Source organism: Nostoc sp. S13 (assembly GCF_029379315.1).
Lineage (GTDB): Bacteria > Cyanobacteriota > Cyanobacteriia > Cyanobacteriales > Nostocaceae > Nostoc.
The window spans coordinates 21,010-34,123 of sequence record NZ_JAQYWQ010000080.1 but is presented as its reverse complement, the minus strand read 5'-3'; the positions used below and the strand labels follow the sequence as shown (position 1 = coordinate 34,123).

Annotated in this window: 13 protein-coding genes and 1 CRISPR repeat array; of the genes, 11 read left to right on the top strand and 2 right to left on the bottom strand. The window is 46.6% G+C overall.

Annotated features, from left to right (window positions below; all coding sequences use genetic code 11):
- Nucleotides 1-364: 364 nt before the first annotated feature.
- From PUQ00_RS22130 to PUQ00_RS22090, 9 genes are all read left to right on the top strand, one after another.
- A complete protein-coding gene (locus PUQ00_RS22130; RefSeq protein ID WP_300420818.1) occupies nt 365-1,219 on the top strand; it encodes an alpha/beta hydrolase in 855 nt (284 codons plus the stop codon).
- 221 nt (nt 1,220-1,440) lie between these two features.
- Complete coding sequence (locus PUQ00_RS22125) at nt 1,441-2,436, top strand: alpha/beta hydrolase (protein WP_300420815.1); 996 nt, start codon at nt 1,441-1,443, stop codon at nt 2,434-2,436.
- Nucleotides 2,437-2,716: 280 nt separating this feature from the next.
- Nucleotides 2,717-3,745: an alpha/beta hydrolase gene (locus PUQ00_RS22120; RefSeq protein WP_300420812.1), complete on the top strand. Its 1,029-nt coding sequence runs from the start codon at nt 2,717-2,719 to the stop codon at nt 3,743-3,745.
- A gap of 86 nt (nt 3,746-3,831) precedes the next feature.
- Complete coding sequence (locus PUQ00_RS22115; RefSeq protein WP_300420810.1) at nt 3,832-4,224, top strand: DUF6130 family protein; 393 nt, start codon at nt 3,832-3,834, stop codon at nt 4,222-4,224.
- Nucleotides 4,225-4,263: 39 nt separating this feature from the next.
- The gene (locus PUQ00_RS22110) at nt 4,264-4,500 is read left to right on the top strand and encodes an SDR family oxidoreductase (protein ID WP_300420808.1); all 237 of its coding nucleotides are present in this window, start codon (nt 4,264-4,266) and stop codon (nt 4,498-4,500) included.
- A gap of 179 nt (nt 4,501-4,679) precedes the next feature.
- Nucleotides 4,680-5,159 (top strand): nuclear transport factor 2 family protein, encoded by a 480-nt coding sequence (locus PUQ00_RS22105; protein ID WP_300420806.1) that lies wholly within the window; start codon nt 4,680-4,682, stop codon nt 5,157-5,159.
- Between the two features lie 141 nt (nt 5,160-5,300).
- On the top strand, nt 5,301-6,695 hold the full coding sequence (locus PUQ00_RS22100) for a mercuric reductase (RefSeq protein WP_300420803.1): 1,395 nt from the start codon (nt 5,301-5,303) through the stop codon (nt 6,693-6,695).
- 129 nt (nt 6,696-6,824) lie between these two features.
- Nucleotides 6,825-7,013, top strand: a complete 189-nt coding sequence (locus tag PUQ00_RS22095) for a hypothetical protein (RefSeq protein ID WP_300420802.1) — start codon at nt 6,825-6,827, stop codon at nt 7,011-7,013.
- A gap of 322 nt (nt 7,014-7,335) precedes the next feature.
- Complete coding sequence (locus PUQ00_RS22090; protein WP_300420799.1) at nt 7,336-8,919, top strand: GMC family oxidoreductase N-terminal domain-containing protein; 1,584 nt, start codon at nt 7,336-7,338, stop codon at nt 8,917-8,919.
- Nucleotides 8,920-9,378: 459 nt separating this feature from the next.
- A CRISPR array of direct repeats spans nt 9,379-9,717; the repeat unit is 37 nt; unit sequence GTTTCCATTAATCAAATCCCCTCACGGGGACTGAAAC.
- A 79-nt stretch (nt 9,718-9,796) separates the two neighbouring features.
- Here PUQ00_RS22090 and PUQ00_RS22085 read toward each other — a convergent pair.
- Together PUQ00_RS22085 and PUQ00_RS22080 are read right to left on the bottom strand one after the other, a co-directional pair.
- Nucleotides 9,797-10,375 (bottom strand): HD domain-containing protein, encoded by a 579-nt coding sequence (locus PUQ00_RS22085; protein WP_300420796.1) that lies wholly within the window; start codon nt 10,373-10,375, stop codon nt 9,797-9,799.
- A 6-nt stretch (nt 10,376-10,381) separates the two neighbouring features.
- Nucleotides 10,382-11,755 (bottom strand): TIGR03985 family CRISPR-associated protein, encoded by a 1,374-nt coding sequence (locus PUQ00_RS22080; RefSeq protein ID WP_300420794.1) that lies wholly within the window; start codon nt 11,753-11,755, stop codon nt 10,382-10,384.
- Nucleotides 11,756-11,858: 103 nt separating this feature from the next.
- On the opposite strand from PUQ00_RS22080, the gene PUQ00_RS22075 reads away from it, so the two are divergent.
- Entirely contained in the window at nt 11,859-12,164 is a 306-nt protein-coding gene (locus PUQ00_RS22075; protein ID WP_300420792.1) for a CRISPR-associated protein Csx3, read from the top strand.
- 29 nt (nt 12,165-12,193) lie between these two features.
- A complete protein-coding gene (locus PUQ00_RS22070; protein WP_300420789.1) occupies nt 12,194-13,105 on the top strand; it encodes a CRISPR-associated protein Csx3 in 912 nt (303 codons plus the stop codon).
- The last annotated feature ends 9 nt before the right edge of the window (nt 13,106-13,114 follow it).

Genomic DNA, 13,114 nt, shown 5'->3' with positions numbered 1-13,114 from the left:
AAACGCCGATTATTCATCCACCAGTCGTACAGAATACCTTTCCTGTATTCTGACTGCTGACTCCTGACTCCTGACTCCTGAATTCTGTTCGATAAAATCCTCACCACTTCACCTGAGTACAGCATCGAAATTATTCCTCCGCCTCCTCAGCAATGACAACACGACGACTCACCGTAAAGCAACGAGTTTTAGTTAGGACTTACGCAAAATATCTTTCAAACTCTGATTTCTCCGTGTCCTCTGCGCCTCTGCGGTTCGGTATTCCGTAACTCGTGCGTAAGTCCTATTAGTTATAGGTAATCACTGATGATCGATTTCACCCCACAATTTCAGCTTCACCGACAATTTTAGAAAGAGTAAAGTCATGACCACATATAGCACAGTTTCGATCGATGGTTTAGATATCTTTTATCGAGAAGCTGGCTCCCGCAATAATCCGACAATTCTGCTGTTGCATGGCTTCCCGACCTCATCTCACATGTTTCGCAATCTGATACCTGCGCTGGCCGATCGCTTCCATCTGGTTGCACCAGATTATCCGGGTTACGGGAATAGTTCGATGCCAACTGTGAATGAGTTTGATTACACGTTTGATCACCTGGCACAGATCGTGGAGAAATTTATTACCGCAATCAATCTGAAGCGCTATAGCCTTTACGTGATGGATTATGGCGCTCCCATTGGCTATCGGATTGCGGCTAAAGATCCAGAGCGAGTGGAAGCACTTATTGTCCAAAACGGGAATGCCTACGAAGAAGGGCTGCGTGAATTTTGGGAGCCGCTCAAGGCATATTGGCAAGACCGTTCTCCTGAGAATGCTGACAAGCTCAAACACCTTGTCACCCTGGATGCAACCAAGTGGCAATATACCAATGGCGTTCGCAATCTGGAAGCGATCAGCCCGGATACCTGGAATATGGATCAATTTTTCCTCGATCGCCCCGGCAACGATCAGATTCAGCTGGCGCTGCTGTATAGCTATGGCACTAATCCACCATTATACCCGCAATGGCAGGAGTATTTCCGCAAATATCAGCCACCAACCCTGATTGTTTGGGGTCAGAACGACTACATTTTCCCAGCCGAAGGCGCTTATCCCTACAAGCGCGACCTGAAAGACGTTGAGTTCCATTTGCTTGATACCGGACATTTTGCCCTGGAAGAAGAAGGGGATGCGATCGCAAACTATATCGCTCAATTTCTCACGTCACGACTGTAACCCATCCCTGTTTAATCAATCCAAAGTTTGAGCGAGTGTAAAACGCCAAAATTTCGCTGACAACTCATGTTGAGTAATCAAAAAGGACATTATGCCAACCTACTTTGATCTCGATTTTGATCTGGATAGTGGATAATTGCCATTCCACAATCGCGACAGCAGGTGGTTTAACAGTGCCACTTCAACAGATTATTAACCCTTATCAACAAAAGGAGACAATTATGGTTAGTCAAGTAAAATCGCCAGCAGTAAAAGTTTTGGAAGTCACAGATGATCCGCGTCTTTCTACAGGAGTGAAGGCATTTTTGAAATTGCTGAATTCAGGAGGTGTGGGTTTAGAGACGTTAACTCCACTCGAAGCGCGTCAAGTACTCGTGGATGCACAGGCTGCCGTTGAAGTGGATCTTTCAGGCATTGACGAGTCTGAGAAGACGATTACTGCTGATGGTTATCCAATCACGCTCAATATCGTGCGACCTACAGGTGTTCAAGGCATATTGCCTGTTTTCATCTTTATTCATGGCGGCGGTTGGGTACTTGGTGATTATCCAACACACAAGCGCATGGTTCGCGATCTGGTTGTGCTTTCAGGGTTTGCAGGTGTCTTTGTCAACTACACTCGCACGCCGGATGCTCAGTACCCACAGGCGATCAATGAGATTTATGCTGCGACCAAATGGGTTGCCAAGCATGGTGAGGAGATTGGGGTGGATGGCAAGAATCTGGCAGTCGTTGGCAATAGTGTCGGCGGTAACATGACAACTGTCACTGCTTTGAAGGCAAAAGAAAAAGGAGAACCACACATCAAGCTGCAAATCCTGATGTGGCCCATTGTCGATGCTGATTTTGAAACGAATTCTTATCACGAATTTGGCGAGCAGCGTTTTTTGACTGTACCAACGATGAAGTGGATGTATGATATGTACATCGCTGACCCAGAAAAGCGCAAAGACATCTATGCTTCTCCCCTACAGGCGACGGTTGAACAACTCAAAGGCTTGCCTCCAGCGTTAATTGTGGTTGCAGAGAGCGATATCTTGCATGACGAGGGCACAGCCTATGGACGCAAGCTCGATGAAGCTGGGGTCGAGGTGACAACTGTGCAGTACAACGGTATGATTCATGACTTCGGACTACTAAATGGTTTAGCTGAGTTGCCACAAACCCGTTCTCTGTTTGTTCAAGCTGCTGCCCAATTGAAGAAATATCTGCAATAAGATGCGATCAATGTTTTTGGGGAAGGGAAAAGACGCTCTTCCATCGCTCTTCTGCTTACCGAGTTAGCGTAGGGGAAAAGGGTAAAGCGACTGTGCTTTGTGCAATCGCCTCATTAATCAATAGACTTATCCACAAATAAACCTCAAAATAGCTGAAACCCTTACATAGCTGGCTTTTTAGCTTATATAAAACAGGAACCTCTAAAACCCTCTCCAGAGCTAGGTTTCAGCCAAATAAAGTTCTCATTTCCGGATAAGTCTAATCCAAAGAGTCAACCCTATGCTCAAAGCAATTAAACACAACCGCCGCCGCTTTTTGGGAACGGCGGCAGCAAGCATTTTCACAGAAATGGCACTCATGGGTACCGCACACGCAAGCTTTGACAAGCCCAAACGATCTGAATTTAGGTTTACTCCCATCAAGCAGATCAAAGCGGGTGTCCTCGACATTGGTTACTACGAAGCAGGACCGAGCGATGGCTCTCCGGTGTTGCTGCTGCATGGGTTCCCGTATTCCATCGATAGCTACATTGACGTTGCACCAATGCTTGCTACACGCGGATGTCGGGTGATTGTTCCCTACCTGCGAGGACATGGATCAACCCGTTTTCTCGACAGCGCCACACCACGCTCTGGGCAGCAAGCCGCCATCGGTGTCGATGCGATCGCCTTGATGGATGGATTGCAGCTAAACCGTGCTGTACTTGCTGGCTATGACTGGGGTGGACGAGCCGCTTGCGTTGTTGCGGCTCTCTGGCCTGAACGATGCACAGGTCTGGTGTCCGTCAATAGCTACTTGATCCAGGATATTGCCAAAGCAGGGCTGCCACTTTCACCCGCGATCGAATCCGGGATCTGGTACCAATACTATTTCCAGACCGAGCGCGGACGCGCCGGACTGACAGCTAACAGACGTGAGATTGGGAGGATTCTCTGGACTCGCAATTCGCCGAACTGGCACTTTGACGAGGCAACGCTCGGTCAACACGCCAGCGCCTTTGACAACCCCGATTATGTGGAGGTCGTGATTCATTCCTACCGCCATCGCCTTGGACTTGCTGCCGGCTATCCCATGTATGAGGAGCTTGAGCAGCGACTCGCCGCGCAACCGACCATTACGGTGCCGACGATCACGCTGGACGGGGACGCAGATGGTGTCGTGCCAGCAACCGATGGGAAATCGACGGCAGCGAAGTTTAGCGGCGAACGTCAGCATCGGGTGATTCCAAACGTCGGTCATAACCTGCCCCAGGAAGATCCTAAAGCATTCGCAACTGCGGTCTGGGAACTCGCATCAAAGAAACGTTAATGGCTTTTTTGGAGCGATGACTCTGCGCCGTTTCACCTTCAAATGGATCGTTATCTTATAACACTACTCTTAGGTACTTACCTGCTATGACCACTCACACACCGAGCGCTAGGGACATTATCGGACTATCACCGTTGATTGCGATCGAAAACGAAGCACCACCCAAGCTGATTGTCGATCCACCGCTTCCCGAACCGCTAGCACAGGGACGCGTCTTCATCCAGTACCGGACGGAGAATTTGCGTGTGTTACCAGTGTTTGGCAAAGGTGCCCTCGAAGTATCGCCGCGCATTGGCCATATCCACATTACCGTCGACGATGCGCCGTGGCACTTTGTCGATACTAGCGGCGAAACGTTGATCCTGGTCGGACTGGAACCTGGCCCGCACAAGGTGCTGATCGAACTAGCCGACCCCACGCACAAAATAATCACTAGCGAAACGGTAAGGTTCACAGTGCCGAGCCTGAGCGATGAGTAAGCGCCGCGCCCTTCCAGCCAACCTTCGCACTTTACATGAATGTGTTGTCCACGCCAGATCCGTGTTAACTCGATCAATCCTAGCATGGTAGAAACAGAGGGACTGCAAGCATTGGGAGTTATCGAAAGCGATTTTCGCAAACAGATTGAAGCACAAACTCCCCTTGGTCGCATTGGGCAGGTGCAGGACATTGCACCTGCCGCCGTCTTCTTCGCCTCCTCCGACTCAGCCTGGATCACTGGGGAAACGCTGCACATCGCGGGTGGTATTCATTGATTTGTATCAGACTGCTTTTGAGGTAATTCGGTCGGCACGGACTTACAGCAGAATTCAGAAGTAAAACAGGGTTTATACCTGGCTTTGGAACGAATTGTTGTATACTTCACTTTCCTTGAAATCTGCTGTAATTCCAATCCAATCATGCTGAGACGATCGCCATTTTAGACTTCCATACTATGAACAACCCCGAAAATCCTCGACTACCCCTGCCGCCTTTCGATCATGAATCCGCCATCCAAAAAGTCCGAATCGCAGAAGATGCTTGGAACACACGTAACCCTGAACTAGTATCACTCGCTTACACGTTGGATAGTGTTTGGCGCAACCGCTCAGAATTTCTATCTGGTCGTGAGGCGATCGTCCAGTTCTTGACCCATAAGTGGCTTAAAGAATTGGACTACCGTCTGATCAAAGAGCTTTGGGCTTTTCGGGACAACCGAATTGCTGTCCGGTTTGCTTACGAATGGCATGATCATTCTGACAACTGGTTCCGTTCCTACGGCAATGAGAATTGGGAGTTCAACGAACACGGATTTATGCGATGGCGTATTGCCAGCATCAACGACCTGCCAATTCACCAGAGCGAACGCAAATACCACTGGATACTTGGTCGTCGTCCCGATGATCATCCCGGATTGTCCAACCTCAATCTTTGAGAATTGGATTGCGTTTGGGCAAGCATCTTGAGTTACCCTCGCCAAATGCGCGATCGCTAAAATCTTCTTAGTCAGCCAGCCTTTTTATGAAGTTCATAATACCTTCTAGACATGGTATTCACCTTATCAAACTCAAAGGAGATGGAAGTGAACACCCAATACTATGACGACATTATTATCGGCGGCGGTAAAGCGGGTAAAACACTTGCACCAGCGCTGGTCGCTGACGGACGTAAAACAGCTCTGGTGGAACGCAGCTTAAACATGATTGGTGGCGGATGCATCAATATCGCCTGCATTCCGACAAAAACTATGGTGGCGAGTGCCAATGTCGCAAACACAGTGCGAAACAGTGCCGCTTATAGTGTTAAAGCCAATGCACCCATCGTTGAGCTAGCACAGGTGATTCAACGTAAACGAACCCTTGTGCAAGGGATGCGTGAAATGAACTTGCACAATTTAGAAACTGCTCTGGGTCACGAACTGATCATTGGAACAGGACGGTTTGTTGCTCCCAAAACGCTTGAAGTGACGACGGCTCTTGATACCACTCGCTTACTCACCGCCGAACGGTTGTTTATTAATACAGGCACACGGCCCTTGATTCCATCCGTACCCGGACTCATGGAAGCTGGGTTTTTGACAAGTGAATCGATCATGGAACTAGAATACTTGCCTGAACACTTGATCGTTCTCGGTAGTGGCTACATTGGTTTGGAGTTTGCCCAGATGTTCCGGCGCTTTGGCTGTCGTGTCACCGTGATTGGGCAAAGTGAGCAAATCCTGTCACAGCAAGATCCAGATATGGCGATCGCGGTTCAAAGGCTACTGGAACGAGATGGTATTGAATTCTTACTGAAGACGAAGGTGTTAAGGGTCGATGGCGCTGGTAATGAAACCATCCTTCAAATCCAAGTTGCTGATCGTCTCCTCAGCCTCCAGGGGTCGCATTTGCTTGTAGCTGTTGGTCGTGCGCCCAACACCGATAGCTTAAATTTGGCTGCGGCTGGTGTCGCCACCGATATACGCGGATTTATTCAAGTCAACGATCGCCTGGAGACGAACATACCGGGTATTTGGGCGTTAGGCGATATCAATGGCGGCCCGCAATACACCCATGTGTCGCTCGACGATTATCGCATTGTCAAAGCGAATCTGATTGATGGGAGCGATCGCAGTACAGGCGATAGGCTGGTTCCATCCTGTCTGTTTATTGATCCAGAACTGGCTCATGTAGGTTTGACCGAAACCGAAGCACGGCAACAAGGGTATGCTATCCGCTTGACGAAGCTGGATGCGTCAGCTATTCCCAGAGCGAAAACACTCGGTCAAACCGATGGACTGCTGAAGGCGATCGTGGATACCGAGACAGGTCGTATTCTAGGGTGTTCACTCTTGTGTCATGAAGCAGGGGAAGTGATTTCGACGGTGCAGATGGTGATGCAAGCTCAGATGCCCTACACCGTTCTGCGCGATAGCATTTTGACTCATCCCACGATGACCGAAGGTTTAAATATGCTGTTTTCAAAGTTGTAAGGAGGCAGCAAGTGCAGACCCAAGAACTTACCAACTACCGTCTTCTCACAGGTGCGCTTTATTGCCCAGAAAGATTACAAGATTACGGCACAGTCAGCTGTCAGTTCGCTCAATCAAATTAAGAGACTCTTGCAGAAGGTAAACAAGCAGCTTGTTGATGGACGTTCCTACTTGGTTGGGAATTGCTTCTCAGCAGCAGATATTACCTTTGCCTGTCTGGTTGGTCCCATACTCACACCACCAGAGTATGGTGGAAAAACACTAGATTTAGATGAATTCCCCGATGAAATGGCTGTAGTACGAATGGTACTAAGATAAGATATAGCCCTTGCCCTGACTGGTTCCTAGCCTAGAGGCTCTTAATGCATTCTGGGAGGGCTGCCGCCTCCAGTAGCTTGACCAGAGGCAGAGCCTCTTGAATACATTCCCAGCCTCCAGGCTGGAACGAGCCGACACAAGCCTTTGGGCTTTTCTTAGTGCCATTCGGCTGTAGTACATAAGGAGCTACGAAAAACTCCTGCTGGAGCCTTGGTGCTGCGTTTGTCTGGCGAGGAAAGGCAAAATAGTTTTTGTTTAAGTAGCCTTAACAGAACACTAAATTTAAATTTATCTACTACAAACAACCGAAAAGGAGGATGTCATGACTCAATATGACTACATTGTGATTGGTGCAGGCTCGGCAGGCTGCGTCGTCACCAACCGGATGACAGAAGACAGTGAAACAACCGTGTTATTACTTGAAGCTGGCAACCCAGATACTAAACCGGAGATTCAAATCCCGGCGGAATGCATCAGCCTACTAGGCTCTGAGGTGGACTGGAGCTATTTCTCTGAACCAGAACCGCACCTCAATAACCGCAAAATCTTTTGTCCCCGTGGGAAAGTCTTGGGTGGCAGCAGTTCGATTAATTTCATGATTTATATGCGGGGCAATCATCACGATTATGACCACTGGCAGTCACTGGGGAATCCCGGCTGGAGCTACGAAGATGTATTGCCATATTTCAAGAAATCTGAGCACCAGCAACGTGGTGCCTCCGAATACCACGGGGTTGACGGGGAATTGAGCGTGACCCATCTCATTGCCCCTGCTGTGGTATCCCAACGCTTTGTTGATGCAGCCGTAGCAATGGGATATCCCAACAATCCTGATTCCAATGCGATGCAGCAGTCAGGTGGAGGACTTTATCAGTTGACAATCAAGGATGGTAAGCGTCACAGTGCTGCTGCTGCTTTCCTCCTACCCATTCTCCAACGTCCCAATTTGACCATAAGGACAGGAGCGTTAGTGACTCGCTTGTTATTTGAGGGCACCCGCACGATTGGACTGGAATATCTGCACGAGGGCACGCTGCACCAAGTCAGAGTCAACTCCGAAGTGATTTTAAGTGCTGGGGCATTCGATTCGCCTAAGCTGCTGATGCTTTCCGGCATTGGTGATGCAGAACACCTGCAAGCATTGGGAATTCCGGTAGTTGTTGATTTGCCGGGTGTCGGTCAAAACCTCCAAGACCACCCTGTCGTACCCGTAGTATACCAGGCAACTCAGGATTTACACACGGCAAGCACCAGTAGTATCGCTGAAGCTGGCTTGTTTGTGCATAGTGAAGGTAATCTGGATGCTGCGCCAGATTTACAGTTTCTCTTTGGTCCCATTGTGTTTGCACCCCCAGGCTATGCCCACTCTGGCCCAGGATTCACAAGTCTAGTCTGTTTGACCCATCCCCAAAACATTGGGAGTGTCAGTTTGCGTTCTGCTGAAAGCAGCAGCGCTTCCCTATCGCTTGACCCCAAAGACGCACCGATAATTCGGCTGAACTATCTGCAAAGTGAAGCTGATGTGCAAAAGCTCGTTGCTGGGATTAAATTAATGCGTAACTTGTTCCATGCAAGTGCTTTTGATGAGTTTCGGGGTGAGGAAGTCGCTCCTGGTGCCGATAAGCAGAGTGATGAGGCACTCGTTGCCTACGTCCGAGAAGCTTGCAATACGGTGTATCATCCTGTGGGCACCTGCAAAATGGGCACTGACCCAATGGCAGTTGTAGACTCTGAACTACGCGTACATGGGGTTAAGGGATTGCGTGTCGTTGATGCATCAATCATGCCAACGATTACTACAGGAAATACGAATGCACCCACTATTATGATCGGCGAAAAAGCAGCTGATTTAATTAAAGCCACACGTTGCGTTTCACAGCAAATAACTTCAGCGATCGCAAGCTAACCCGGAACTGAAACTACTGCTGGCTTGGCTCTAAGATAAGCCCAAAGCCTTGTGTTGCTTCGTTCCCAGCCTGGACACTCTTAACCAGTCAGGGCAAGGGCTATATTTGAACTTAGTGCTATTCGCTGCTAGTTTGGATAAATTTCAGCATACGCCTTATGAGCTTCTTACTAGCCCTCTTTCCCCGAACCGTTAAATTCTAGAAACTTCTGGACAATAATAGATACACGTCTTATGATTAGGGAACCAGCTTGATGTTTGGCAAGTCGAAGCGGGGGCTAAAACCCTAGGGGATCTGCCAAAATCGCCAGAACCTTGACAAGTAAATAATTACAGCGTTTCACTAATTCGGGAAGTTGCAAATTACTCGCAATAAGAGCCGCTGAAAATGACCAAAATTTTCGATCCGTCAAAACGCTTCCCAGGAAGCTTGCTCCATAACAGTTTCAGCATGGAGGGGTTTCCATTAATCAAATCCCCTCACGGGGACTGAAACGTTACGACAGCTAACTACTGACCAAAATAATGGTTAGTTTCCATTAATCAAATCCCCTCACGGGGACTGAAACTTTTATTAAGTTCACAAAACTCATCAAAGTCTTTATGTTTCCATTAATCAAATCCCCTCACGGGGACTGAAACATTGTTTGTTCAGATGATGAACTTGGTGCAAAGCTTCCAGAGGTTTCCATTAATCAAATCCCCTCACGGGGACTGAAACGTTGCAGGAGAATATTTTTAACTTGTTCTTCAGATGTGTTTCCATTAATCAAATCCCCTCACGGGGACTGAAACATTCCATATAGTCGTCATTATATATGGATGGCTCAAAGTTTCCACTAACCAATTTTTCTAATAGGATTGAAAAATTTAAACATTAAACAAGATTGTCCTGGCACAATTGACTAACAACTTGTTTTAGTTCCTCTGTCATCCAATCAGAGCCTGTTTCTTGATAAACCTGCACTAAAGATTGGTAAAACCACAAAGTTTTCTCCTTCCCAGCGCTAAAATCAGCCCAAATGACATTACCATGTTGTTGCCAATCAGCAAGCAAAGACCTAGCATTATGCAATTTATCTGCTAAAGATACTAGTCGAACAGAGGGCAAAGCATAGCGCAGGTTTTCTAAATATTGCTGTTTACGTTTTAGCCAAGGAGGTTTCGGTGGTGTATCCCACTCTGTGCAACCATCGACTATTGCCAGGACTGTCTCCCCAAAACGCTGACGTATTTCCTCACGAGTGGATTTTCCACCTTGGTCTTCGATGCTATCGTGCAAAAGACTTGCAATCGCTTCTTCTTCCGTACCTCTAGCTTCTAATACTAATGCTGCTACACTCAGTAAGTGAGCTACGTAAGGAACACCGCTATTTTTGCGGGTTTGGCTGGCATGGAGACGGGTTGCGTAAACTAATGCTAACTCAAATTTTTCGGTCAATTTTGGTATTGTCATAGTTAGTTAATTGTGATACATCTGAAATTGGGTGGCGATATCAACAGCAAAGCTTTGTCGCAAATCCCAAGGTGTTAAGACTTCAACTTTTGGTTGCCATGCTCGTAAACGCATGACGATGTTGTTGTCTCTATTTTGGTTATCTTGATATCGGATGAATACCCGATAATAAGCGTCTTGTGGCGATCGCTTGGCCAGAATTTTTAGTAAAGTCTCTTGTTGTTGAGGTTGTTTAATTTCACGTTGAATCAAAAGTTGTACTTGGTGGTAGCTAACTTCTTTAAAAGTGTCATGGCGTTCAGTATCTTTAACATAGCGATCGCAAAACTCCCGGTCAAATCGCAGTAACATCAATTGTGAAGGCAAGTAGAAATCAAATCCCCAAGCTTTAGACATTTCCAAAGCAATATCATCTGGGTTCGGTAAAGACTTCTGTTGATAATGCTGCTTTAGATTTGAGGGAAGCTGAGGGTCTGTCCACTCTAAAACAACCAGACTCAGAATGTGGTCAAGACGAAAATTATACCAGTTAGTATCTTTTTGAGGGCTTTGGCCATAGGCACACAGATAAACCGCTCTCTGTACGTAGTAGATGCATACGGGATAAACGATACAAATAACCTTATTTCCAAGTCTGGCACTACCATAAGTTAGTTTGACAGGTGGAACTGGAGTTTTAGCCCAAAGTTGTCTTAACTCGTATTGCCAATCATTAACTGCGTCCAGGGTACTACGGGGAATCACATAATCGAGTTTCAAAAAAAAGCGTTGGATACCATTGATTATTTGAGAGTGATTTTCTGCAAACTCTACCAAATCTTCATGCATGAAACTCAATTCATAAGCACCGACTTTAGCAGCACTTCCCTGATCTTTTGTAGCTATGGGACGTGATGGTAACTCGCACACCCGGTAGTATTTTTGGTATTTGTATACAAGCCAACCCAGTTCAGCGAGAATTTCTAAATCAGCTTGCAAGGAACGACGAGTTACGCCAAACAAACGCTGCTGTAACAGTTTGTCTAAAGCCGATGCGTTGATACCTGCGTGAACAAGGATTGATTTTCGCCAGTGGCTAGCAACTATTTCTGTTTTTTCACTGAATAACCATTCAGCTGCGGTTTTCGCACAGGGACAATCAAAGTCATGTATGGGGGGAATTTGTTCTCCTTTAGGATGTGTGGGACTAAAAAATGCATTCCGCCAGTCTGCGTAAGAAAAAGAATCATCTAAAATTACACAGTATTGATTGTCACCGTAAAGCGATCGCAACCATACCCACAAGCGAATTGCTCGTAAGAGATTTTGTTTAAGATATCCGCGTCCTAAGCATTGCAATAGTTCTACATCAGGAATATCTTGAAAAACTAGTTCAGACACCAGCCTAATCTCGATAAAAATAACTTTCTTTAAGATACAGCATCTTGGAAGACACTTCTTCCAGGTGCGTGTATGATGTAGCCATCAAATAAAGCTAAAGGTAATGAGTACGTACAAAATTGAGCTAAAAGACGGAATTTTACGGATAAATTTTGGAGAACCTGCCCAAAATGACCAGATTGTGCGTCATGCAGCAGCCCGATTGGAGGAAATGGCAACATCAGGAGAACTTACAGGAGGGCAGTTACTCAAAATCAACGGGCCTATTTCTATCCCTGTAGCATTCGTTTTAGCACATAAGCTTGCTCATATTTACGGTGCAGTTGCTTTTTTTGATCCGAAATTAGGTAAATATGTTATATCAATAACGCATAACCCCTCGTATAAACTAGGAGACTTAATTGATTGATAAAGGAGATGTAGCTACCAATAAATTCTATGACAACGTATCACATTAGTCTCGAAGGCAACGTTTTAAAAGTTGGGTTTGGTGCAACACTTGCTAAAGGCGACCAGATTGTACGAGATGTAGCGGCGCAGTTGGATGCAATGATTGCTTCAGGTGAACTTCCTAGTGGTTCTCTGATTAAAATTAACGGACGCATATCGGTACTGGTTAGTCAAGTATTAGCTGATAAATTATCTAAGTTGTATAATATTATCGCTGTTTTTGACCCGAAGATTGGCGACAGAGGATTGGATCGGTATGTAGTCACCATCAGCAATCACCCTGAGTATAAAGTAGGGGATACTTTAGATATAGTGCGATCGCCACAGCAGCCTAGTATGAAAGTTGTGCTGTGTGGGTTTGCGAATACAGGAAAGACTTGCTTTCGGGATGGTTTAAAACAGGCGTTATTGCAGACTCCCAATGCACCAGAGTCTTATTTCATCTCTGGTTGTCCAGATGGTGATGGTTCTTGGTATGGGGAAACAGCACGGCGTGATTTGGATTTGGCAAAAAAGTTAAAAGCTGAATATAAAGCCAGATTTACACCAGAGTTTGCACAACTAAAAGCGCAGGAAGTCAGGGGAATCAATACATCAATATTTATATTCGATGTGGGTGGAAGAATATCTGACGAGAACCGCCTGATTATGGCAGAAGCGACTCATGCGGTGATTTTGGTGAAAGATGAGTGTGAGATTGCACCTTGGCAAGAGTTGTGTAACTCTCTGGGTTTGCAAGTGGTGGCAATTATTTACAGTGATTATGAAGGTGTAAGTGATGCGATATCGGGGGAAACACCGATTCTTAGAGGAAGTGTGCATCGGTTACAGCGTGGGAAGGATGTCTCTAGTCGTCCGATGGTGCAAGCATTGGTGCGGGTTTTGGTGGGGTTAATTTGAGGTAAATTT